The following is a 24,197-nucleotide window of genomic DNA, read 5'->3' as shown; positions in this document are numbered from 1 at the left end:
TGAGATGATGCCGGCCGGAGCGATCCGGCCGGCATCACCCATGTTGGCGTCTTTACGCTGGGGAGCAAGCCGCTTGCAGCATTTGCGATAGTCTTGCGTGTATGACGCGACGACTTGCTCAGGTTGCTAAGAAGGTTGGGGTCAGCGAGGCCACGGTCAGCCGGGTTCTCAACGGCAAACCAGGTGTCTCGCAGTCCACGCGCCAGTCCGTGCTCACCGCGCTGGACGTCCTCGGCTACGAGCGCCCCACCCAGCTGCGCGGGGAGCGGGCGCGGCTCGTCGGTCTGGTCCTGCCCGAGCTCCAGAATCCCATCTTCCCGGCCTTCGCCGAGGTGATCGGGGGTGCGCTGGCCCAGCAGGGGCTGACGCCCGTGCTCTGTACGCAGACCAAGGGCGGGGTCTCCGAGGCGGACTACGTGGAGCTGCTGCTCCAGCAGCAGGTGTCCGGGGTGGTCTTCGCCGGCGGGCTGTTCGCGCAGGCGGACGCCCCGCACGACCACTACCGGCAGCTCGCCGAGCGCAAGATCCCGGTGGTGCTGATCAACGCGCCGATCGAGAACCTCGACTTCCCCTGCATCTCCTGCGACGACGCGGTCGCCGTCGAACAGGCCTGGCGCCACCTCGCCTCGCTGGGCCACGAGCGCATCGGGCTGGTGCTCGGCCCCTCGGACCACGTGCCGTCCCGGCGCAAGCTGGCGGCCGCCCTCGCGACCGCCAAGGCCGCCCGGGCGAAGCTCCCCGACGAGTACATCGAGCGGTCCATGTTCTCCCTGGAGGGCGGCCAGGCGGCGGCGTCGCGCCTGCTGGACCGGGGTGTCACGGGCATCATCTGCGCGAGCGACCCGCTGGCCCTGGGGGCGGTACGGGCGGCGCGCCGCCGCGGCCTCGACGTACCGCGTGAGGTGTCGGTCGTCGGCTTCGACGACTCCGCGTTCATGAACTGCACCGAGCCCCCGCTGACCACGGTCCGCCAGCCCATCGAGGCCATGGGGCGGGCGGCGGTGGAGATGCTGACCGCGCAGATCCAGGGCGGCGCCGTGCCGCCGGGGGAGCTGCTCTTCGAGCCGGAGCTGGTGGTACGGGGCTCCACGGCGCAGGCCCCGCGGGCCGTCGTACGGGCCGAGGCGGCGGCGCGCGGCTGAGCGCGGCGCCCCGGTCGGCGCCCGGCCGACGACAACGCTGTCATCGCCGTCGTGCTGCCAGCCGTGCACCCGGCCGTTCTCCCGCCGCGCCGCCGGCCGGACACCTTTGTCGAACTCTTTCGTAACGCGCGTGAAATATTGCGTACCTGAGTCCGGGGGCCGTCGGACCCCGCCCTCAGGTACGCAGGATGCCCTCCAGCCGGCGCGCCGCCACCGCCAGGCCGAGGCCGCCCAGCGCGAGCAGGTACAGGACGGGCACGATCAGCCCCGTACCGGCCTCGCCCAGGAACGGGCCGCGCAGCAGCTCGACGCTCTGGTAGAGCGGCAGGCACTCCACCACGACCCGCAACGGGCGCGGATAGACGTCCAGCGGGTAGAAGGTCGTCGCGAAGAGGAACATCGGCAGCATCGCCAGCTGGATGAACTGGAAGTCCTGCCAGTCGCGCAGGAACGTCACCACGGCCAGGCCGACCGCCGCGAAGGCGAAGCCGATCAGCAGGGCGCCGGGCACCACCAGGAGCGCCCAGGGGCTGTGGACGAGGCCGAGGGCCGTGACGACGACCAGGAACCCCGCCGTGACGAGGGTGCCCCGCAGCAGCGCCCACGCGACCTCGCCGAGCGCCACGTCCCGTACCGTCATCGGCGTCGTCAGGATCGACTCGTACGTACGGTCCGTCCTGAGCTTGCCGAACATGTTGAAGGTGGTCTCGTTCATCGCGCCGTTCATGGCGGCGGTGGCCAGCAGCGCGGGGGCGACGAACTCCGCGTAGCCGGTGGACGGGTCGGGCAGGCCGGGGACGTGGCCGACCAGGTGTCCGATGCCGACGCCGAACGAGAGCAGGTAGAGCACCGGTTCGAAGACCTCGGCGAGCAGCAGCGGCCAGGTGTGCCGGTAGATCATGAGATTGCGTTCGACCATGGTCGCGGCCGGCATGGCGGTCCGTCCTTCTTCGCCTCGGGGATCGTCGTGGGTACGGGGGTGGCCGGGGCCGTCAGGTGTGCAGCCGGCGCTCGTAGCGGCGCCGGGCCAGCAGGACGCCCGCCACCGTCAGCGCGGCCAGCACCCCGGTGTGCAGGGCGGCGCCGCCCGCGGTGGCGGTGCCCAGCGCGAGCGAGCGGCACAGCTCGACGCCGTGCCAGAGCGGTGAGAGGTACGCCAACGGCTCGACCGCGTCGGGCAGTTGGGAGAGGGGGAAGAACGCCCCGGAGAACATGTACAGCGGCATGACGACAAAGCGGAACAGCGCCTCCAGCCCGGCCTGCCGGTCGAGCGTCACCGACCAGGCCGTCAGCGGCGCCGCGAAGGCGAACCCCGCGAGGACGGCGGCCGGGACCACCAGGGGGGCGCGGGCGGGGGCCACCGCGCCGAACGCGGTCGCGACGGCGGTGAAGAGGAACGCGCTCACGACCAGTCGGACGAGGATGTAGAGCAGGTGCCCGTGGAGGATGTCGGCGGGCCGCAGCGGGGTGGCCGCGGCCGCGCGGTAGTGGCCGCCGGGCCTGGCCGAGTCGTAGACGGGCCCCGCGGCGTCGACGAACGCGTTCTGCATGCTCGCGGCGGCGAGCAGGCCCGGGGTGAGGAAGGCCAGGTACGAGCCGCCGTGCAGGGCGGGATCGGCGCGGTCGCCGACCAACTGGCCGAGGCCCATGCCGATCCCGGTGAGGAACAGCAGGGGGTTGGCGACGCTGATCACGACCGTGCCCCGCCAGGTGCGGCGCCAGAGGTGCAGCCAGTAGGACAGTTCGCGCAGGGCGGGGTGGCGGACGCCCGGGGACGCGGGCACGGACAGGGGCGTGGGCATCGGCGCGCCTCCTAGTCGACCAGGCTGCGGCCGGTGAGCGTCAGGAAGACGTCCTCCAGGCTCGCGCGGCGGACGAGTGCGGTGACGGGAGTGATCCCGCGGGCGTGGACGGCGGCGAGGGTGGCCTCGCCGTCGTCGGTGTGGAGGAGCAGCCGGTCCGGCAACTCCTCGGCGCGGTCGACCAGTTCGCGGGCCTTGTCCACCAGGGCCCGGTGCTCTGCGGGTTCGAAGCGCAGCTCCAGCACCTCGCGGGTGACGTACCGCTCGATCAGCGCGGCGGGGGAGCCCTCGGCGACGATCCGGCCGCCGTCCATGACCACCAGCCGGTCGCACAACTGCTCGGCCTCGTCCATGTAGTGGGTCGTCAGGATGAGCGTCACGCCGTTCTGCCTGAGCTGGAACAGCCGTTCCCAGAGCAGGTGCCTGGCCTGGGGGTCGAGGCCGGTGGTCGGTTCGTCCAGCAGGACGATCTCCGGTTCGTTGACCAGCGCGCGGGCGATGGTCAGCCGCCGCCGCATCCCGCCGGACAGGGCCTCGACCCGTTCGTCGGCCTTCTCGGTGAGGCGGGCGAACTCCAGCAGCTCGTCGGCCCGTCCGCGGACCACCTTCCGGGGCAGCCCGAAGTAGCGGCCGTGGATGAGCAGGTTCTCCCGTACGGTCAACTCGGTGTCCACGCTGTCGTCCTGCGGCACGACACCCAGCCGGGAGCGGATGTACGCCCCGTCCGCCGCGGTGTCGCGCCCGAGGACGCGCAGGCTGCCGCCGGACGCCGGCGAGACGCAGGCGATCATGCGCATCGTGGACGACTTGCCCGCTCCGTTGGCGCCGAGCAGGCCGAACGCCTCGCCCCGGCGCACCTCGAAGTCGATCCCGTCGACGGCGGTGAAGTCGCCCCGGCCGCCCTTGCCCCGGTAGGCCTTGCGCAGCGCGCGAGCCTCGACGAGCGGTTCGCCGGCCCGGTCGCCCGCGCCGGTCCGGCCGTTCCGCTGGTCCGGTTCTGTCATGTGACCCCCCTTGCCGACAGCAACTTTTCACGTGGATGACGCAAAAGCCAGACATTTGACGGGTCGCCCCCGGAACGCGGCGGGAGCGCGAGGGACTTCGCCTACGTCGATCGGTCGGGGGCGGTCTACGCGCGCTGCGCCGTTCGCCGTACGGACGGCTGCCGGGCCTCCCGCCGACCGCCGCGGACCGGGGCAAGCCGCTTGCGGCATCTGCGTAAAATTTGCGTCGGCGGGGCGCAGGATCTGCAAGAAACGTGAGCCTTCCGGCGAGGTGCGGGATGGCCGAAATCCCCTTTCCGGAACCGGGGTTGAGCCCCGCGAGCCAGGTGGGGCCGGGGCTCCTCGGGTCGGTACGCGTCACCCCGTGGCCTCGCGGGGCCGCTCCGGCGGGTTCTCGGCGGCCCCGCGCGGAACCGGGAGGCGTGGGGTCCGAAAGCGTGGGGTAGGCACCTCGCGCCGAGGTCGGCACATGCAGGTAGCTGTCAAGTATTTGCGAAATCGGAGCGACATATTGCGGACATCCGTAGTTAGTGGTTGAGTGAGCGCCGCCACACAGCGATGCGGCTGTTGGTTTGCCACGCTCCTGCCCAAGAGGGGTCCCACCGATGAGTAGTTCTGGGTTCCGCCGTACCTGTACCGCCGCGATAGCCACCGCGCTCGCCCTCACCGGTCTGGCCGCCTGCGGCTCGGGCGACGACAGCGGCGCGGACGGCAAGACACGTATCACCGTGAACTGCATGCCGCCCAAGAGCGCCAAGATCGACCGGAAGAGCTTCGAGGACGACATCGCGGCGTTCGAGAAGGCGAATCCGACGATCGACGTGGTGGGCCGCGACGCGTTCCCCTGCCAGGACCCCAAGACGTTCGACGCGAAGCTCGCCGGCGGCCAGATGGAGGACGTGTTCTACACGTACTTCACCGACGCCAAGCACGTCGTCGACATCAACCAGGCCGCGGACATCACGTCGTACGTGAAGGACATGAAGGGCTACAGCGACATCCAGCAGTCGCTGCGCGACGTCTACAGCGTCGACGGCAAGGTCTACGGCGTCCCGCGCACCAACTACTCGATGGGGCTCCTCTACAACCGGAAGCTCTTCACCGAGGCCGGACTCGACCCCAACAAGCCCCCGGCCACCTGGGAAGAGGTCCGCGCCGCCGCCAAGAAGATCGCGGCGCTCGGCAAGGGCTACGTCGGCTACGCGGACTACAGCGCCCAGAACCAGGGCGGCTGGCACTTCACCGCCGAGATGTACTCGCAGGGCGGTGACGTGGTCACCCCGGACGGCAAGAAGGGCGCCGTCGACACCCCCGAGGGCAAGGCCGTGCTCCAGACCCTCAAGGACATGCGCTGGACCGACAACTCGATGGGGACCAAGCAGCTGCTGATCCTCAACGACGTCCAGCAGATGATGGGCTCCGGCAAGCTCGGCATGTACATCTCCGCCCCGGACAACATCCCGATCCTGGTCAAGGAGAAGGGCGGCAAGTACGAGGACCTCGCGCTCGCCCCCATGCCCGGTGGCAAGGGCACGCTCGCGGGCGGCGACGGCTACATGTTCAACAAGAAGGACACCCCGGCCCAGATCAAGGCCGGCCTGAAGTGGCTGGAGTTCCAGACCAACACCCCTGGCTCCGGTCTCAACAACTGGAAGCGCGCGTCGGAGAACAAGGCCCCGGTCGGCCTGCCCGAGCCGCGCCTGTGGACCGGTGCCACGGACACCAAGGACCAGGAGCTCAAGAAGCAGTACGCCAACGTCCCGGTGGAGAACTACCAGCCCTTCCTCGACGGCAGCCAGGCGCTGACGCTCAAGCTGGAGCCGCCGCAGGCGCAGCAGATCTACTCCGTCCTCGACGGAGCGGTGTCCGCGGTCCTCACCAAGAAGGACGCGAACGTCGACAGTCTGCTGAAGGATGCCCAGTCCAAGATCGACGGAATTCTCGCGCGAGGCTGACGCACCGATGAAGACTGCCCAGGTCCCCCAGCGGTCCGCCGCCGCACCGCCCCCCACCACGGGGCAGCGGCCGGCGGGCCGCGGGGCCCCCAGCCCCTTCCGCCGCAAGCTGTCCCACCAGGCACGGGCCTACGGGTTCCTGCTCGGCGGGCTGCTCTGCTTCGCGCTGTTCTCCTGGTACCCGGCGATCCGCGCGGTGATCATCGCGTTCCAGAAGTACACCCCCGGATCCGCGCCGGAGTGGGTCGGGACCGACAACTTCACCCAGGTCTTCCAGGACCCGGAGTTCGGTGCGGCCTGGCGCAACACCCTGACGTTCACGCTGATCGCCCTGCTGATCGGCTTCGCCGTCCCGTTCGTGATGGCGCTCGTCCTCAACGAGCTGCGGCACGCCCGGGCGTTCTTCCGGGTGGTCGTCTACCTGCCGGTGATGATCCCGCCGGTGGTCAGCGCCCTGCTCTGGAAGTGGTTCTACGATCCGGGCGCGGGCCTCGCCAACGAGGTGCTCAGCTCGCTCCACCTGCCGACGTCGAACTGGTCCAACGGCGCCGACACCGCCCTGGTCTCGCTCGTCATCGTCGCCACCTGGGCCAACCTGGGCGGCACGGTCCTCATCTACCTCGCGGCGCTCCAGGGCATTCCCGGGGAGCTGTACGAGGCGGCGGAGCTCGACGGCGCGAGCATCTTCCAGCGGATCCGGCACGTGACCGTCCCGCAGACCCGCTTCATCATCCTGATGCTGATGCTCCTCCAGATCATCGCCACGATGCAGGTGTTCACCGAGCCCTTCGTGATCACCGGGGGCGGGCCCGAGAACTCCACCGTCACGATCCTCTACCTGATCTACAAGTACGCCTTCCTCTACAACAACTTCGGCGGGGCCTGCGCCCTCAGCGTGATGCTGCTGGTCGTGCTCGGCCTGTTCTCCGCCCTCTACCTGCGGCTCACCCGCACCGACGACTGAGAGGAGCGCAGCGCCATGACCCAGATCGCGCCGCCTCCCCGGGAGGTCTCTCCCGACGACCTCGCGGCCAGGAAACGTCCCGCCGGACCGGCGGTACGCACCCTCGTGTCCCCGCTCGCCCTCGCGAGCGCCAAGGGCAGGGCGGTCTACTGGACCGTCTTCACCGGGGTCGTGCTCGCCTTCGTCCTCGCCTTCCTGTTCCCCGTGTACTGGATGGTCACGGGGGCCATGAAGTCGCCGGACGAACTGGTGCAGACACCGCCGACGCTGTTCCCGAAGAGCTTCAGCCTCGGCGCGTACACCGATTCGTGGGAGTTGATGGACCTCCCCACGCATCTGTGGAACACGGTGGTGCAGGCCTCCGGTGCCTGGATCCTCCAGCTCGTCTTCTGCACGGCCGCGGCCTACGCCCTGTCCAAGCTGAAGCCCGCGTTCGGGAAGGTCATCCTCGGCGGCATCCTGGCCACCCTGATGGTCCCGGCCCAGGCCCTCGTCGTACCGAAGTACCTGACCGTCGCCGACCTGCCGCTCATCCACACCAGCCTGCTCAACGACCCGTTGGGCATCTGGCTGCCGGCCGTCGCCAACGCCTTCAACCTCTACCTGCTCAAGCGGTTCTTCGACCAGATCCCGCGTGACGTGCTGGAGGCGGCGGAGATCGACGGGGCGGGGAAGCTCCGCACGCTCTGGTCGATCCTGCTGCCGATGTCCAGGCCGGTCCTCGGCGTCGTGTCGATCTTCGCCCTGGTGGCGGTCTGGCAGGACTTCCTCTGGCCGCTGATGGTCTTCTCGGACACCGACAAGCAGCCCATCAGCGTGGCGCTCGTCCAGCTGTCGCAGAACATCTCGCTGTCGGTGCTGATCGCCGCCATGGTGATCGCCAGTATCCCGATGGTCCTGATGTTCCTCGTGTTCCAGCGCCACATCATCGCCGGCATCAGCGCCGGCAGTACGAAGGGCTGACCCGGCCAGGATCGGTCCCGCACCGCGACACCTCGCTCGTCCCACCCCCCTCATCTCACCCTGCCGAAGCCTTCGCACCGTGAGGCAGCTCTCCCCTGCCTCGTCGTCCCTCCGTGCACCTGGCGTCCCCGGTGTCCCGCACCACCGCGGACAGGCTCCAGGGCCCGGCCGCACCCGGCCGGGCCGACGATCCTGCGCACCGCCGCGCCGATTTCAGTCCCCGCTGCGGCGCGGCGGTGCGCAGCTCCCCACGCACCACCCTCGTCTCGTCACGGAAGGCACCGCCGTGAGGGCCAACGCACCAGCCCGAAAGGAACATCGCATGGAAGGCAGCCCTCTGGAGCCCGCCGCCCCGAACTGGTGGCGGGACGCCGCCATCTACCAGATCTACGTACGGAGCTTCGCCGACGGTGACGGAGACGGCACCGGGGATCTCGCGGGAGTGCGGGCCAGGCTGCCGTATCTGGTGGACCTGGGCGTCGAGGCCCTCTGGTTCACCCCCTGGTACCTGTCGCCGCTCGCGGACGGCGGCTACGACGTGGCGGACTACCGCACCATCGACCCGGCCTTCGGCACCCTGGCCGAGGCCGAGAAGCTCATCGCCGAGGCACGCGAACTGGGCATCCGTACGATCATCGACGTCGTGCCCAACCACGTCTCGGACCGGCACGCCTGGTTCAGGGCGGCGCTGGCCGCCGGTTCCGGCAGCCCCGAGCGCGAGCTGTTCCACTTCAAGGCCGGGCGCGGCGAGAACGGTGAGATCCCGCCCAACGACTGGGTGTCCGAGTTCGGCGGCACCCCCTGGACCCGCCTCGACGACGGCGAGTGGTACCTCCACCTCTTCGCCACCGAGCAGCCCGACCTCAACTGGGCGCATCCCGCGGTGCGCCGGGAGCACGAGGACGTGCTGCGGTTCTGGTTCGAGCGGGGGGTGGCGGGAGTACGGATCGACTCGGCGGCGCTGCTCGCCAAGGACCCGGCGCTGCCCGACTTCGGCGAGGGCGACCCCCACCCGTTCGTCGACCGCGACGAGCTGCACGACATCTACCGCTCGTGGCGCGCCATCGCCGACGAGTACGGCGCGATCTTCGTGGGCGAGGTGTGGCTGCCCGACACCGAGCGCTTCGTGCGCTACCTGCGCCCCGACGAGCTGCACACGGCCTTCAACTTCAAGTTCCTGGCCTGTCCGTGGGACCCGGCGCTGCTGCGGGCCGCGATCGACGAGACGCTCGCCGAGCACGCGCCGGTCGGGGCGCCCGCGACATGGGTGCTCTGCAACCACGACGTGACCCGCACGGTCACCCGGTACGGGCGCGAGGCCACCGGCTTCGACTTCGCGGCCAAGGCCTTCGGCACGCCCACGGACCTGGAGCTGGGCACCCGCAGGGCCCGCGCCGCCGCGCTGCTCTCGCTGGCGCTGCCCGGCGCGGTCTACCTCTACCAGGGCGAGGAGCTGGGCCTGCCCGAGGCGGACATCCCGCTGGACCGGATCCAGGACCCGATGCACTTCCGGTCGGGCGGCAAGGACCCGGGGCGCGACGGGTGCCGCGTACCGCTGCCGTGGGTCGCGGACGAGCCGTACGCAGGCTTCGGCTCGGAGGCCGAGCCGTGGCTGCCGCAGCCCGCGTCCTGGGCGTCGTACGCGGCCGACCTCCAGGCGGCCGATCCCGCGTCGATGCTGAACCTCTACCGCGAGGCGCTGCGGCTGCGCAGGACCGAGGCGGGCTTCGGCGACGGGCCCGTGGAGTGGCTGGACGCGGCGCCCGGTGTGCTGTCGTTCACGAGAGCCGACGGCCTGATCTGCGTCCTCAACCTCGGCGCGGAGCCGGTGGACCTGCCGGCCCACTCGTCCGTCCTGCTGACCAGCGAACCGCTGGACGCGGACGGGCGCCTCGCCCGGGACACGGCGGCCTGGCTGCGGGCCTGACCCCGCGCCCCCGCCCGTACGACCTCTCGCCTCCCCGCGCCGTCCCACGGCGCGGGGAGGCGAGGCGGAGGCCTACGCATACGCCTCCACCCCCCCCACAGAAAGGCGCAGGATCCGTCCATGTCCAAACGTGTCAGGTGCATGACTACCGCACTGTCCACCGCGGTGGCGGTCGCCGCGACGGGGCTCGCCCTCGTCGCCCCCACGGCGACGGCCACCACCCAGGCCGCTGCCGCGGCCCCGCCCCGTGCGGCGGCCGCCGCCGCCGGCGCGAGCCTTCCCTTCCGGTCCGTGGAGGCCGAGAGCGCCACCACCAACGGCGCCAGGATCGGCCCCGACTACACGCAGGGCTCCCTCGCCTCCGAGGCGTCGGGCCGCCAGGCGGTACGGCTCAACGCGGGCCAGAGCGTCGAGTTCACCCTCCCGGCCGCCGCCAACGCCCTCAACGTCGCCTACAGCGTGCCGGACGGGCAGTCCGGCACCCTCGCGGTGTACGTGAACGGGCAGAGCGCCAACAAGACGCTCGCGGTGACCTCGAAGTACTCGTACATCAACACGCCCTGGATCGCCGGGGCCAAGCAGCACCACTTCTTCGACAACACCCGCCTGCTGCTGGGCCAGAACCTCGCCGCCGGGGCCAAGGTCAAGCTGGTCGCGAGCATCCAGACCACCGTGGACGTCGCCGACTTCGAGCAGGTCGCGGGGGCGTCCGCCGCCCCGGCCGGGTCCGTCTCGGTCGTCTCGCGGGGCGCCGACCCCAGCGGCGCGGGCGACTCCACCCAGGCCTTCCGCGACGCGATCAACGCGGCGCGGGGCGGCACCGTCTGGGTGCCGCCGGGGACCTACCGGCTGACGCAGTCCCTCAGCGGGGTCGACAACGTGCAGATCAAGGGCGCCGGAAGCTGGTACTCGGTCATCCGCACCTCCCGGTTCATCGACCAGGCCGGCGCCCCCACCGGCCGGGTGCAGCTACGGGACTTCGCCGTCCTCGGCGAGGTCACCGAGCGGGTCGACAACAATCCCGACAACTTCGTCAACGGCTCGCTCGGGCCGAACTCGGTGGTCGCCGGGGTGTGGATCCAGCACCTCAAGGTCGGCTTCTGGCTGATGGGCAACAACACCAACCTGGTCGTCGAGAACAACCGCGTCCTCGACACCACCGCCGACGGTCTCAACCTCAACGGTGGCGCCAACGGCGTCCAGGTGCGCAACAACTTCCTGCGCAACCAGGGCGACGACGCGCTCGCCATGTGGTCGCTCAACTCGGCGAACGTGTCGAGCACGTTCGCCAACAACACCATCTCGCAGCCGAACCTGGCCAACGGCGTGGCGATCTACGGCGGCCGTGACATCACCGTCAGCAACAACCAGATCCAGGACACCAACGCCCTGGGCAGCGGGATAGCCCTCTCCAACCAGAAGTTCGCCGACCCCTTCTTCCCGCTGGCCGGCACCATCACGGTCTCGGGGAACACACTGGTACGGACCGGCGCGCTGAACCCCAACTGGGGCCACCCGCATGGTGCGTTGCGGGTCGACGCGTACGACAGCGCCATCGACGCGACGGTCAACATCAACAACACCACATTCGACAACAGCCCGTACAGCGCCTTCCAGTTCGTCTCAGGGAGCGGGACGGGCAAGGCCGTCAGGAACGTGAACATCAACGGCGCCACGATCACCAAGGCCGGTACGGTGGCCGTCCAGGCGGAGACCGCGGGCAGCGCACGCCTCAGCAACGTCCGGGCGACCGGCGTCGGGGCGGCCGGGATCTACAACTGCCCCTACCCGGCGAGCAGCGGCACCTTCACCCTCACCGACGGCGGGGGCAACTCCGGCTGGAACACCGTCTGGCAGGGCTGCTCCTGGCCCGCCCGCACTCCCTGATCCCCACCCGTCGGCATGGACAGCCGCCTCCCGCGTCACTCCGGTGACGCGGGAGGCGGCTGTCCGCGTTCCACGCCCGGGACCGGAATGTCCCGGCCCTCAAATCCGCCCAGAACATGAAGAGTTGGGGACCGTCGGAGTAGTTCACGGTTTGTCTTGACGGCCTGCATTTTCCTATGCCAATCTCTGCACAGGTCTGGACCATTGCACCACGCAGGACCACGCACCGCCGGGGAAGCTCGACCGTTCGACCCACCACTCGAAGTGAGCAGCGACGATGCCTGAACAGAACGTTGCCCCTCTTTTCTCTCCGGCCGGCGCGGCTCAGTACGGCGTCTGGCTGACCGAACGCCTGGAACTGGCCGGGCGTTGTTACCACATGCCGGTGCGTACGGTCTTCGACCGCGTCGACCCCGTCGCCCTCGCCCAGGCCTGGGACGACACCCTCGACCGCCACCCGGCCCTGGCCGGCGCGCTCGTGGAGCGGGACGGCCGGCTCGGTTCCGTCCCCGCACCCCGGCGGCCCGCCCTGACCCTGGCCGACGCGGACACCGACCCCGCCGCCCACACCGCGCGGGTCGAGGCCGAGATCGCCCGCCCCTTCCGGCTCGACACCGGCCCGCTGATCCGGGCCACCCTCTTCCAACGCGCCGACGGAAGCGCCGAGTTGCTGACCGTCGCCCACCACGCGGTGTTCGACGGCACCTCGAAGGACGTGCTGCTCACCGACCTGGCGGACGCGTACACCGCCCGCCTGCGCGGCGAGGCGCCCGTACCCCCGTCGGCCGTACCCGCGTCACCGGCCACCGGATCCGCCGAGCCCGCCGAGTCATCGGTCCGGGAAGCCGCCGAGTGGTTCGGCGAGGGGGCGGCCGGGCTGGTCGACGCGCCGGTCCTGCTGCCCGGCGTCCACCCCGCCGCCCAGGTCTCGGCGAAGGGCGCGGGCGCGGGGGAGAACGTCGAACGGTGGCTCGAAGGCGCCGCCCACGACGACCTCCGCGCGGCGGCCGAGAAGGCCGGGGTGACCGTCTTCGAGCTGCTGCTCGCCGCCGTCCACGCGCTGCTGCTGCGCTACGGCAACGAGGACGCGGCCGTCGGTGTGTCCCTCTCCACCCGGAGCGCGGAACAGCGCGACGCCGTCGGCCTGTTCGTCAACGAACTCCCTGTCCGCGCACCGGCCGTGGACCCCGACACCGCCGGCCTGGCCGACCTCGCCACGGCCCTGCGCGAGGACCTCCGCACGCTCTACCGCTTCCGCGCCGTGCCGTACGGCGCCGTGGCGCGCGGGCTCGGCCCGCGCGTCGGCCTGACCCCCGTCACCCTCAGCTACCGCAGGGCGCGCGCGGAACCGCGCTTCGAGGGCGCGCGGACCCGGGTCGACCGGGCCGTCTTCCACCACGCCGCACGCTCCCCGCTCAACATCCAGGTCGTGGAGGAGCCCGCCCGCACCCTGATCGCGTTCCAGTACGACCCCGCCGTGGTGCCCCCGGACGCCGCCGCACGCATAGCCGGCCACTTCACCACCCTGCTGGACGCCGCGCTCACCACCCCCGACCGCCCGCTCGCCCACCTGCCCCTGCTGGCCGGGGACGAACTGCGCCTCCTCACCGAGACCTGGCAGGCGGCGGGACCGGGGCCGGGCGACCAGCTCCCCGAAGGCTTCACGGGCGGCCTGACCGTGGTGGACCTGATGGAGCGCCAGGCGGAACTGACACCGGACGCGGTGGCCGTCACCGCCACCGACGCGACGCTCGACTTCCGTACCCTGCAGGCCCGTTCGGCCTCCCTGGCGGCCGTGCTGCGCGAGCGCGGCATCGGCCCCGGGCAGTTGGTCGCCGTCCACCTGGACCGCACCTCCGCCCTCCCCGTCGCCCTGTTCGCGGTCCTGCTCACCGGCGCCGCCTACCTGCCGCTCGACCCCGCCTATCCCGCCGAGCGGCTCGCCTTCGTCGCCGCCGACTCCGGGGCCTCCCTGCTGCTCGCCGACCGGCCGCCCGCCCCCGAACTCGCCGCCACCACAACGGTGTTGCTGCTCGGCGATCTCGCGCTCCCGGTGGCCCACCGCGCGGCGGTGACCTGGGAACCCGAGGCGCGGGCGGTGGCGGCGGACACCGCGTACGTCCTCTACACCTCGGGGTCCACCGGCCGGCCCAAGGGCGTGGCGGTCGGCCACCGCGCCCTGGTCAACCTCCTCGGCTCGTTCGCCGGCCTGCTGGACTCGGGACCCGGGCACGTCTGGCTCGGCCTGACGTCGCTCTCGTTCGACATCTCGGCGCTGGAGCTGTTCCTGCCGTTGGTCACCGGCGGCCGGCTGGTGCTGGGCCGCGACGGCCTGGGGACCGACGGACCCGGCCTGCTGCGGCTCGTCCGCGACGAGAAGGTCACCCACGTCCAGGCCACCCCCACCGGCTGGCAGGTGCTGCTCGCGGCGGAGCCGGGCCCTGCTGGTCTCGGAGGGCTCACCGCCCTGGCCGGCGGCGAGCCGCTGCCCCTCCCGCTGGCGCGTGAACTCCGGTCGCTGGTCGGGCGGTTGTTCAACGTGTACGGCCCGACCGAGACGACCATCTGGTCGACCCGGGCCGAGATCCCCGCCGATCCGGTACGGGTCGGTATCGGCAGCCCGATCGCGCACACCCGCGCCCACGTGGTCGACCGGCACCTGCGGCTCGTCCCGGTCGGACAGGCAGGGGAGCTGCTCCTCGGCGGTGACGGCCTCGCCTTCGGCTACCTCGGGCGGCCCGAGCTGACCGCCGACCGCTTCGTGCCGGACCCGTACGGCCCGCCCGGGTCCCGTCTCTACCGCACCGGCGACCTGGTGGTCCGTACCGCCGACGGCGCACTGGAGTGCCTGGGCCGCATCGACCAGCAGGTCAAGATCCGGGGCCACCGGATCGAGCTGGGCGAGATCGAGGCCGTCCTGCTCGGCCACCCGGCCGTCGCCCGGGCGGCGGTCACCCTCCACGAGGGCGGCGCCGACGGTCCCGTACTGGCCGCGTACGTGGTGCCGGCCGGGGACGCGCCGGACGCCGACGCACTGCGCGCGCACCTGCGGCGTACCCTGCCCGCGGTGATGTGCCCCCAGCGGTTCGTCACGCTGGACGCCCTGCCGACGACCCCGAACGGCAAGCTGGACCGGCGCGCGCTGCCGGTGCCGGAGGCGGCCCCCACCGCTGCCGCCGCCACGACCACCGCACCCACCACGGCCACCACACCCGCCACCGGTGGGGACGGCCTGGTAGCGGCCCTGTGCGCCATCTGGTGCGAGGTGCTCGACCTGCCCGCCGTCGACCCCGAGGACGACCTCTTCGATCTGGGCGGCCACTCGCTGACGATCATCCGTATCGCCGCGCGCATCCGTGAGTCCTTCGGTGTGGAGGTGGACTTCGACGTCTTCTTCGACACCCCGACGGTCGCGGGCATCGCCCGTGTGGTGGACGCGTCGCGCTGACCGCGCGGCCCCACCCGACCCGTTCACCCCCCCCTGCCCCACCCGCTCGACCCCGCGCCCCACCGCGTCCCCTGTGTCCACCGCGTCCCCTGTGCCCCACCGCAGGGCCGACGGCATCGCCCTCTCCGCCGCCCCCGGGCGGCCCGGCTCCGGCGATCTTGACCTGAACAGGACGACGATGACAGAAACACACCCCCCGACCACGGAGTGGTCGGAGGCCAAGCGATCCCTGCTGGCCCAGCGCCTGCGCGGCGGCCGGGGCCGGGGCCGTACGGTCGACCGCAGACCCGAGGGCACCGCGCCGCCCCTGTCCAGCAGCCAGGAACGCCTCTGGTTCATGGAGCAGTTCACCCCCGGATCCACCGCCTACACCCTCGCCCCGGCCCGCCGCGTCCGCGGCCCGTACGACCGGATCGCGCTCGACGCCGCGCTCACCGACCTGGTCGCCCGGCACGAAGTCCTCCGCACGGTCTTCCCCGCCACGGACGACGGCACCGCCCACGCGGTGGTGGCCGAACCCGCCCCGTTCGGCGCCGAGTTCCTCGACGTGAGCCAGGAGCCCGACCCGGCGGTACGGGAGGCCCTGGCCACCGACGCCGTCGGGCAACTCGTCGCCCGGCCCTTCGTGTTGGCGGAAGGCCCGCTGCTGAGGGTCCTGCTCGTCAGGATCGGCGAGCAGGACCACGTCCTCGCGCTCGCCCTCCACCACATCGTGTGCGACGGCTGGTCCATCGACCTCCTCCAGCGCGAACTGGACGCCCTGCACGCCCACCACACCGACGGCACCCCGCACGGCCTCGCCGAACCACGGCTCCAGTACGGCGACTACGCGGCCTGGCAGCGCGGACGCCTCGCCGACGGCGCGCTCACCGCGTCCCGCGACCACTGGCGGGCCGAACTCGACGGGGTGCCCGCGCTGGAGCTGCCGGTCGACCGGCCCCGCCCGCCGACCTTCACCTTCGAGGGCGCCGCGCACGAGTTCCGCTGGGACAAGGCCCTGTCCGAGCGCGTCACCGCGGTCGCGGCGGCGTACGGCGCCTCCCGCTACATGGTGCTCATGGCCGCGTACCAGGCTTTGCTGTCCCGCCACAGCGGCCAGGGGGACTTCGCGGTCGGCTCGCCCGTGGCGGGCCGGCTGCACAGCGAACTGGAACCGCTCGTCGGCATCTTCGTCAACATGCTGCCGATCAGGGCGCGGATCACCCCGGACCTGACCTTCGCCCGCCTGCTCGGGCAGGTCAGGGAACGGACCCTGGACGCGTACGCGCACCAGGAGGTCCCCTTCGAGCAGATCGTCAGCGACCTCGCGGTGGAGCGCGACGTCAGCCGCGCCGCCGTCTTCCAGGCCACCCTCGCCTTCCAGAACTACGGCGAGCAGGCGGTGGGAACCACGAGCGGGACCACCACCGCGCCCGGGACGCCGCGCGCCGAGGGGTTCGGCTACCGGGCCACCACCACCCACCACGACCTCGCGCTCTACCTGCGCGACGAGGCCGACGGCGGGGTGTACGGCCTGTTCACCTACCGCACCGACCTGTTCGACGCCACGACGGTCGAGCGGCTCGCCGAGCGCTTCGAGGTCCTGCTGACCGCCGCCCTCGCCGACCCGGACCGTACCCTCGGCGCCCTGCCGCTGCTCGCCGACGGCGAGCGCGCCCGGCTGGCGGCCTGGTCCGCGGGACCGCCCCCGACCGCCGAAGGCCCCGCCACCCTGGGCGAGTTGCTCGCGCGGGCGGCCGCGGCGACCCCCGGCGCGGTCGCGCTGACGGACGGCCGCGACAGCCTCACGTACGGAGAGCTGGAACGCCGGGCGACCGGTCTCGGCCACCGGCTCCGGGCGCTCGGCGCCGGACCGGGCGCCGTCGTCGCCCTCTGCCTGGAGCAGTCCCCGGACCTGGCCGTCGCCATGCTCGGGGTCCTCAAGGCCGGCGCCGCCTACCTGCCGCTCGACCCCGAACAGCCCACCGCGCGCGTGGAGTTCCTCCTCGCCGACGCCGGTGTGACCGTGCTCGTCACCGATCCCGTCCTGGCCGCCAAGGCCCCCGGCTTCCGGGGCAGTGTGCTGCACCTCGACCCGGCGGCGGAGAGCGCCGCGGGCGCCGAACCGCTGCCCCCGACGGCGGGCCCCGGGGACCTCGCGTACGTCATCTACACCTCGGGCTCCACCGGGACCCCCAAGGGCGTGGCCGTCCAGCACCGGCAGATCCTCACCTACCTCGCGGGGGCGCGGGAGCGGCTGCGCGTCGAGGACGGCGGGGTGTACGGGCTGCTCCAGTCGCTCGCCTTCGACTTCAGCATCACCCTGCTCTACCTCGGCCTGTCCACCGGCGGCCGGGTGCACCTGCTGCCCCGCCGCATCTCGGGCGCCGAACTCGCCGACCGTATCGAGGAGTCGGGCATCGACTACCTCAAGATGACCCCCTCCCACCTGGCCGCCCTGACCGCCGACGCACCCACCGAACGACTCCTGCCGCGCAAGGCGCTGGTGCTCGGCGGCGAGGCGTCGTCGGCCGCCTGGGCGAGCGGCCTCGCCGCCCTCGGCCGGTGCGCGGTGTTCAACCACTACGGCCCCACCGAGACCACCGTCGGCGTCACCGTCCACGAGGTCGCCCCGGACGGACCGCGCCACGGCTCCACCCCGATCGGCCGCCCCCTCGCCGGTGCGCGGACCTACGTCCTCGACGCGGCGCTGCGGCCCGTACCCCAAGGCGTCACCGGCGAACTGCACGTCGGCGGCGACCGGTTGGCCCGCGGCTACCTGGGCCGCCCCGGCCTCACCGCCGACCGGTTCGTGCCGGACCCCTTCACCGACGAGCCCGGCGCCCGCATGTACCGCACGGGCGATCTCGTACGCCAACGGGCCGACGGCGAACTGGAGTTCCTCGGCCGCGCCGACCACCAGATCAAGGTACGCGGCTACCGCGTCGAGCCCGGCGAGATCGAGGCCGCGCTCGCCGCCGTGGACGGTGTCGGACAGGCCGTGGTGATCGCCCGGGGCGAGGGCGTGAAACAACAGCTGGTCGGCTACCTGGAACGCTCGGGCGACGGCGAACCGCCCGCCCCGGCCGAGCTGCGCACCCGCCTGCTCGACGTCCTGCCGGACTACATGATCCCGGCCCGGTACGTCGTCCTCGACCGCCTCCCGCTGCTCGCGCACGGCAAGGTCGACCGCGCCGCGCTGCCCGCCCCCGAGGACAGCGGCGCCGGTACGGGCGAGGACCTCCCGCCCGAGGGCGCCACCGAGGAGCTGATCGCGTCCCTCTGGGCCGACCTGCTCGACGTGGAGCACATCGGCGCGCTGGACGACTTCTTCGTCCTCGGCGGCCACTCGCTCATGGCCACCCAGGTGGTCGCCCGGCTGCGCCGCGCCCTGCCCGAACAGGCCGCGGGGCTGGGGGTGATGGACCTCTTCCAGCACGCGACGGTACGGGCGCTCGCCGCCCTGCTCGACTCGTCCGACGAGGACCGGGGCCCGCGCAAGCTCCTGCACCGGCTCACCCCGCCCCGTACCCGCACCACCGGCAGTGTGGTCTGCGCGCCCTACGGCGGCGGCAGCGCCCTCATCTACAAGCCCCTCGCGGACGCGCTCCCGGCGGACTGGGCGCTGCACTCGCTCGCCGTACCGGGACACGAACTGGGCGAGGAGGCACGGCCGTTCGACGAGGTGGCCGCCGAGACCGCGCAGGAGATCCTGGACGGCGTCGAGGGCCGGATCGTGCTCTACGGCCACTGCGGCCTCGGGGTGATGCTGATCGTCGAGGTCGCCCGGCGGCTGGAGGCGGCGGGCCGCGAGGTCGACGCCGTCCACCTCGGCGGCATCTTCCCCTTCGCCCGTCCCGAGAGCCGGGGCGCTGTGCTCGCCGAACGCTTCTCGGCGTTCGTGGACCGGCTGCGCAGCGACCAGGACATGGTCAACGCGCTCACGGCCGCGGGCCTGGACACCGACGACTTCAGCGCCGAGCAACTGCGGCTGATCGTCCACAACCGGCGTACCGGCACCAAGGAGGCCGAACGCTACTTCGGGGAGCTGTTCCGCACCGAGGGCGGGCGCCTGCGGGCCCCGGTCATCGCGGTGGCGGGCGACCGCGACCCGGCGACCGAGTTCTACCAGGAGCGCTACCGCGAGTGGCACCGCCTCACCGACACCGCCGCCGTGGTGGTGCTGGACGAGGCGGGGCACTTCTTCCTCAAGTACCGCGCGGAGGAACTGGCCGTCGTCCTCACCGAGGTGGCCCCGGCCGTCGCGGAGGGCGACGACCGGCGCCATGCCCGTACCCCCGGCGCCACCTGGTGGCTGGAGGGAGTCTCGCGGGAGGGCGAAGGGCAAGGGACACGGGACCGGGAGTCCGCGGCCGGCGCGTCCGCCGGCGCCGAGGCCCCGGCGGCGGCCCGGGAGGCGGGCGCGGCACCGGACGCCGGCGCGGCGCACGACGACCGGACCGTCGTACGGCCCAGCCTCGGCCGCTTCCTGGCCGTCGCCACCGGCCAGCAGGTCTCGATGATCGGCTCGGCCCTGACCGAGTTCGCCCTGCCCATCTGGATCTACCTCAGGACCGGCTCGCTCACCAGCTTCGGCCTGCTCGCCGCCTGCGCCCTCGTCCCCGGCATCCTCGCCGCCCCCCTCGCCGGAGCCGTCGTCGACCGCAGCGACCGCCGCAAGGTCATGCTCGCCGGTGACCTCGCGGCCGGCGCCACCCAGGCCGCGCTGCTCGTCCTCTACCTCACCGACAGCCTCCACGTCTGGCACGCCTACACCCTGATCGCGCTCCTCTCCCTGGCGCTCGTCTTCCAGCGCTTCGCCTGGGGCTCGTCCGTGCCCCAACTCGTCCCCAAGCGCTTCCTCGGCCGCGCCAACGGCGTGACCCAAATGGCCCTCGGCTTCGCCCAGTTCCTCGTCCCGCTGTTCGCCGTCGGACTGCTCGCGGGCATCGGACTCGGCGGCATCCTCGTCATCGACGTCATCAGCTACACCGCGGCCGTAGCGATCACCCTCGCCGTGCGCTTCCCGAAGGCCATGGCGGCCGTGCGCAGGGAAAGCGTGCTGGAGGAGATCAAGGGCGGGTTCCGGCGGGCGCTCGGCAGCCGCCACTTCCGCGCGATGCTCCTGTTCTTCGCCGCGCTCAACATCTTCCTGTCCCCGCTCTTCCTCCTCACCACCCCGCTCGTGCTCTCCTTCGCCGACCTCGCCGCCACCGGCTGGGTCGCCGTCGCGGCGGGCGCGGGCGCGGTGGTCGGCGGCCTCACCCTGCTCATCTGGGGCGGCCCCCGCCACCACCGGCTGCGCGGCGTCCTGTACGCCACGGCCGGACTGGCCGTCGCCTGCGTCCTCACCGGGCTGCGCCCCTCGCTGCCGCTCGTCGCCCTCGGCGCGTTCGGCATGACACTCGGCCTCGCGCTGCTCAACGGTACGTACGCGACGATCATCCAGACCAAGGTGCCGCTGCGCTTCCACGGCCGGATCATCGCCGTCAACACCATGGTCGCCTGGTCCACCCTGCCGGTCGGCTTCGCCGTGATCGCCCCGTTCGCCCCCGGCCTGCTCCAGCCGCTGATGGAGGAGCACGGCGCGCTCGCCGGCACCGTCGGACAGGTCATCGGCACCGGCGAGGGCCGCGGAATCGGCCTGCTCTACCTGCTCTTCGGCCTCGCGATGGCCCTGCTCGCCGTGACCTGCCTGCGGATCCCCGTCCTCGCCCGGTTCGACCGCGAAGTGCCCGACGCCGTCTCCGACGACCTGGTCGGCCTGGAGACCCTGCAAGCCCGTACGAAGGACAAGGTGGCCCATGACAGCGGCCGTTGACCCGACGCCGACGCCGTCCCAGGCGCCGGCCCCGACGCCCCCCGGGCGTCACACCACCGACCACCCGCTCACCGTGGACCAGCGCCGGCTGTGGTTCCTGCAACAACTCGACCCCACCGACACCGGCTACCACCTCTATCTCGTACGGCGCTGGCGCGGCCCGCTCGACGTCCCCGCCCTGCGCGGGGCCCTGGACGCCCTCACGGCCCGGCACGAGATCCTCCGTACCCGCTTCGTGGTGGTCGGCGACGGGCCCCGGCAGGTCGTCGACCCGCCCACCGCCGTCCCGCTCGTCCGGCACGACGTGTCCCCGGCCGGTGAGGACGACGTCGACCGGCTGCTGACCGAGGCGGTCGCCCCGCACGTCAACACGCCCTTCGACCTCGCCGCCGGACCCCCGCTGCGGGCCGTGCTGGTCCGCGCGGGCGAGGACGAGCACGCCCTGTGCCTGGTGCTGCACCACATCGCGGGCGACGGCTGGTCGTCCGGGGTGCTCTGGCACGAACTGCTCACGCTGTACGGGGCCGCGCTGACCGGCTCCGTACCCCAACTGCCCGCCCTGGCACTCCAGTACGGGGACCACGCCCGCGCGGAGGAGGCCAGGCTCGGCCCCGACGAGCAGGAGCGGGCGTACGCCCACTGGCGGGACCGGCTGGCGGGCGCGGAGCCCCTGCGGCTGCCGCGGGACCGCCCCCGGCCGGCCGAACCGCTGCGGCCCGCCGGATTCGCGGACCTCGCACTCGGCCCCGAACTGACCGCGGCCGTCGACCAGTTGGCCCGGCAGGAGCGCTGCACCCCCTTCATGGTGCTCCTCACCGCCTACCAGGCCGTGCTGGGCCGCTGGTGCGGCCAGGACGACTTCACCGTCGGTACGCCGCTCGCGGGCCGCCCCGACGTGGCGCACGAGGCGCTCATCGGCTACTTCACCCGGACCGCCGTGATCCGGGCGGACCTGCGCGGCGACGCGGGCCGCGGGCCCGACTTCCGTACCGTGCTGCGCCGGGTGCGGTCCGCGACCATGGGCGCGCTCGCCCACCAGGACGTACCGCTGGAGCGGCTGGCGGCCGACCTCGGCGAGGCGCCCGGCGGGCTGCCCTTCCGGACGCTCTTCGTGCTCCAGAGCCAGCACGAGACGGGCGGCGGCGCCGCCGAACCGGAACTCCCCGCCGGGGTCACCCTGTTGTCGCTGGACTCGGGCTTCGCCCGGGCCAAGGCCGACCTGCTGCTGGACACCTGGCGGACGGAGGCCGGGCTGACGTGCTCCTTCTCGTACGACGAGGAGCTGTTCGACCGGTCGACGGTCGAGACCCTGGCCCGGCGCTACCGCACCCTCCTGACCCGGGCCACCGCCGATCCGCTCCTCCCCGTGCACGGCGACTGGCTGCTCGACGCGGAGGAGCGGGCCGCCGTGCTCGCGCGCGGCACCGGACCGGGGGTGGACCCCGGCCGCCGTACGGTCCTCGCGCGCTTCGCCGAACAGGTCGCGCTGCGCCCCGACGCGCCCGCGCTGGCGCTCGGCGAGGGCACCCTCTCGTACGCCGAACTGGACCGCCGCTCCTCGCTGTTGGCCGCACGGATCGGTCCGGTGGACGGCGGGGTGGCGGCGGTACGGATCCCTCCGTCCTACGCGCTGGTGACCGCGCTCCTCGCGGTGTGGAAGGCGGGCGGCGGCTACCTGCCGCTGGACGAGGCGTATCCCCTGGAACGGCTGCGGCAGTTGGTCGCGGACGGGGGAGCGCGGCTGCTGATCACCGCGGGGGAGGGGCCTGACCTGGGGATCCCGTCTCTCGCCGTCCCCACGGAGTGGCCCGACGGGGCGACGGTCCCGTCCGGTGCTTCGCAGGCAGGACCGGAGAGCGGCCCGGCGTACGTGCTCTTCACCTCCGGGTCCACCGGACGCCCCAAGGGAGTGGTGGTCGAACAGGGCGCGCTGGCCGACCGGGTGGCGTGGATGACCGGGACGGCGGCGACCGGAACGGCCGGGGCGCAGGGGTACGGCCTTCGGCCCGGCGACCGGATCGTCCAGTTCGCCTCCCTCGGGTTCGACACCCACGCGGAGGAGATCTGGCCCGCCCTGGCGTCCGGCGCGTGCTGCGTGCTGCTGCCCGGCGGGTCCCGTACGCTCCCCGACGTCCTGCGTTCCGGGGGAGGCGCGGGGGTCACGGTCCTCGATCTGCCGACCGCGTACTGGCACGAACTGGTCCTGATGGAGGACGAGTTCACCTGGCCGGCCGACCTGCGCCTGGTCGTGCTGGGCGGCTCGGCGGTCGACGGCACCGTACTGGCCCGCTGGCACGCGCGGCACGGCGGGCGGATCCGGCTCGTCAACACGTACGGTCCGACGGAGGCGACGGTCATCGCCACGAGCGCGGACCTGACGCTTCCGTCCGCGCCGCCGGGGGCCGTGGTCGCCCGGCCGCCGATCGGGCGGCCGCTGGCCGGGGTGCGCTGCTACGTGCTGGACGAACGGCTCGGGCTGGTGCCCGACGGGACCGAGGGCGAACTCTTCCTCGGCGGACGCGGATTGGCCCGGGGATACGCGGGCCGGGCCGGGCTGACGGCCGAGCGCTTCCTGCCGGATCCGTTCGCGGCGGACGGCACCCGGATGTACCGCACGGGCGACCGGGTGCGCCGACTGCCGGACGGGGAGCTGGAGTTCCTCGGCCGGACGGACGGGCAGGTGAAGCTCCGCGGCTACCGGATCGAGCCCGGCGAGGTGGAACACGCGCTGACCGCGCACCCGGCCGTGGCCCACGCGCTGGTGGCCGTACGGGAAGGGCGGCTGCTGGGCTACGTGGTCCCGGCGCCGGGCGCCACCCCCGTCGTCCCCGAACTCCTCGCCCACCTGGAGGGGTTGCTCCCGGCCTTCATGGTGCCGAGCGGGCTGGCGGTCCTCGACCGGCTGCCGCTGACGGTCAACGGCAAACCGGACGTCTCGGCGCTGCCCCTGCCGGGCCCGGCGGTCGCCGCGCCCGCGTTCGTCCCGCCCCGCACGGACGCGGAGGCGCTGGTCGCGGAGTTGTGGGAAGAGGTGCTGGGCGTCGAGCGGGTGGGCGCGCGGGACGACTTCTTCTCGCTCGGCGGCGACTCGCTGCGGGTCACGCGGGTGGCCGCGAGGATCCGCTCGGTGGCGGGCCTGGAGATCAGCATCCGGGACGTCTTCGACCACCGGGTGCTGGCGGACCTGGCGGCGCGCGTGGAGGAGCTGCTGATCGCGGAGATCGACGCGCTGTCGGAGGGGGAGGCGGCGGAGCGGCTGTCGCCGTGAGCGCTGGGTTGTTCGGTTGGTCCCATGTCTTGAGGAG

11 protein-coding genes and 1 pseudogene are annotated in these 24,197 nt (G+C 72.6%); 9 read left to right on the top strand and 3 right to left on the bottom strand.

The window, feature by feature from the left end:
• Positions 1-101 precede the first annotated feature (101 nt).
• Positions 102-1,142 (top strand): LacI family DNA-binding transcriptional regulator, encoded by a 1,041-nt coding sequence (locus tag HA039_RS08080; RefSeq protein WP_167025938.1) that lies wholly within the window; start codon positions 102-104, stop codon positions 1,140-1,142.
• A gap of 175 nt (positions 1,143-1,317) precedes the next feature.
• Here the strand turns inward: HA039_RS08080 and HA039_RS08075 are convergent, their stop codons facing one another.
• Genes HA039_RS08075 through HA039_RS08065 form a run of 3 tightly spaced genes read right to left on the bottom strand, consistent with a single transcriptional unit; the run spans position 1,318 to position 3,948 of the window.
• Positions 1,318-2,076, bottom strand: coding sequence for an ABC transporter permease (locus HA039_RS08075; RefSeq protein ID WP_167025935.1), 759 nt, complete (start codon positions 2,074-2,076; stop codon positions 1,318-1,320).
• A 58-nt stretch (positions 2,077-2,134) separates the two neighbouring features.
• Positions 2,135-2,944, bottom strand: coding sequence for an ABC transporter permease (locus HA039_RS08070; RefSeq protein WP_167025932.1), 810 nt, complete (start codon positions 2,942-2,944; stop codon positions 2,135-2,137).
• An 11-nt stretch (positions 2,945-2,955) separates the two neighbouring features.
• On the bottom strand, positions 2,956-3,948 hold the full coding sequence (locus tag HA039_RS08065; RefSeq protein ID WP_167025929.1) for an ABC transporter ATP-binding protein: 993 nt from the start codon (positions 3,946-3,948) through the stop codon (positions 2,956-2,958).
• Between the two features lie 605 nt (positions 3,949-4,553).
• On the opposite strand from HA039_RS08065, the gene HA039_RS08060 reads away from it, so the two are divergent.
• The 8 genes and pseudogenes from HA039_RS08060 (at position 4,554) to HA039_RS08025 (ending at position 24,160) form a co-directional block, all read left to right on the top strand.
• Positions 4,554-5,903, top strand: a complete 1,350-nt coding sequence (locus HA039_RS08060; protein WP_167025925.1) for an extracellular solute-binding protein — start codon at positions 4,554-4,556, stop codon at positions 5,901-5,903.
• 7 nt (positions 5,904-5,910) lie between these two features.
• Positions 5,911-6,867, top strand: coding sequence for a carbohydrate ABC transporter permease (locus tag HA039_RS08055; protein ID WP_167025922.1), 957 nt, complete (start codon positions 5,911-5,913; stop codon positions 6,865-6,867).
• Positions 6,868-6,882: 15 nt separating this feature from the next.
• Positions 6,883-7,830 carry a carbohydrate ABC transporter permease gene (locus HA039_RS08050; protein WP_167025919.1) on the top strand — a complete coding sequence of 316 codons (948 nt, stop codon included), beginning with the start codon at positions 6,883-6,885 and terminating at the stop codon, positions 7,828-7,830.
• 322 nt (positions 7,831-8,152) lie between these two features.
• Positions 8,153-9,757 (top strand): glycoside hydrolase family 13 protein, encoded by a 1,605-nt coding sequence (locus tag HA039_RS08045; protein WP_167025916.1) that lies wholly within the window; start codon positions 8,153-8,155, stop codon positions 9,755-9,757.
• 141 nt (positions 9,758-9,898) lie between these two features.
• Positions 9,899-11,629, top strand: a pseudogene (locus tag HA039_RS08040) (glycosyl hydrolase family 28-related protein); the annotation flags it as partial.
• A gap of 292 nt (positions 11,630-11,921) precedes the next feature.
• Positions 11,922-15,092, top strand: coding sequence for a non-ribosomal peptide synthetase (locus tag HA039_RS08035; RefSeq protein WP_167025910.1), 3,171 nt, complete (start codon positions 11,922-11,924; stop codon positions 15,090-15,092).
• Positions 15,093-15,270: 178 nt separating this feature from the next.
• Positions 15,271-20,892, top strand: a complete 5,622-nt coding sequence (locus HA039_RS08030) for a non-ribosomal peptide synthetase/MFS transporter (RefSeq protein WP_167025906.1) — start codon at positions 15,271-15,273, stop codon at positions 20,890-20,892.
• On the top strand, positions 20,876-24,160 hold the full coding sequence (locus HA039_RS08025; RefSeq protein WP_167025903.1) for a non-ribosomal peptide synthetase: 3,285 nt from the start codon (positions 20,876-20,878) through the stop codon (positions 24,158-24,160). The genes HA039_RS08030 and HA039_RS08025 overlap by 17 nt, the downstream gene beginning before the upstream one ends.
• Positions 24,161-24,197: the final 37 nt, after the last annotated feature.

The organism is Streptomyces liangshanensis (assembly GCF_011694815.1).
Taxonomy (GTDB): Bacteria; Actinomycetota; Actinomycetes; order Streptomycetales; family Streptomycetaceae; genus Streptomyces; species Streptomyces liangshanensis.
This window is presented reverse-complemented; position numbering and strand designations above follow the sequence as displayed.

Excerpts from the sequence above, each read along its gene's own strand:
- HA039_RS08025 (WP_167025903.1), top strand. The coding sequence starts at position 20,876 with ATGACAGCGGCCGTTGACCCGACGCCGACGCCGTCCCAGGCGCCGGCC.
- HA039_RS08060 (WP_167025925.1), top strand. The coding sequence starts at position 4,554 with ATGAGTAGTTCTGGGTTCCGCCGTACCTGTACCGCCGCGATAGCCACC.
- HA039_RS08030 (WP_167025906.1), top strand. The coding sequence starts at position 15,271 with ATGACAGAAACACACCCCCCGACCACGGAGTGGTCGGAGGCCAAGCGA.
- HA039_RS08045 (WP_167025916.1), top strand. The coding sequence starts at position 8,153 with ATGGAAGGCAGCCCTCTGGAGCCCGCCGCCCCGAACTGGTGGCGGGAC.
- HA039_RS08050 (WP_167025919.1), top strand. The coding sequence starts at position 6,883 with ATGACCCAGATCGCGCCGCCTCCCCGGGAGGTCTCTCCCGACGACCTC.
- HA039_RS08055 (WP_167025922.1), top strand. The coding sequence starts at position 5,911 with ATGAAGACTGCCCAGGTCCCCCAGCGGTCCGCCGCCGCACCGCCCCCC.
- HA039_RS08075 (WP_167025935.1), bottom strand. The coding sequence starts at position 2,076 with ATGCCGGCCGCGACCATGGTCGAACGCAATCTCATGATCTACCGGCAC.
- HA039_RS08035 (WP_167025910.1), top strand. The coding sequence starts at position 11,922 with ATGCCTGAACAGAACGTTGCCCCTCTTTTCTCTCCGGCCGGCGCGGCT.
- HA039_RS08080 (WP_167025938.1), top strand. The coding sequence starts at position 102 with ATGACGCGACGACTTGCTCAGGTTGCTAAGAAGGTTGGGGTCAGCGAG.
- HA039_RS08065 (WP_167025929.1), bottom strand. The coding sequence starts at position 3,948 with ATGACAGAACCGGACCAGCGGAACGGCCGGACCGGCGCGGGCGACCGG.
- HA039_RS08070 (WP_167025932.1), bottom strand. The coding sequence starts at position 2,944 with ATGCCCACGCCCCTGTCCGTGCCCGCGTCCCCGGGCGTCCGCCACCCC.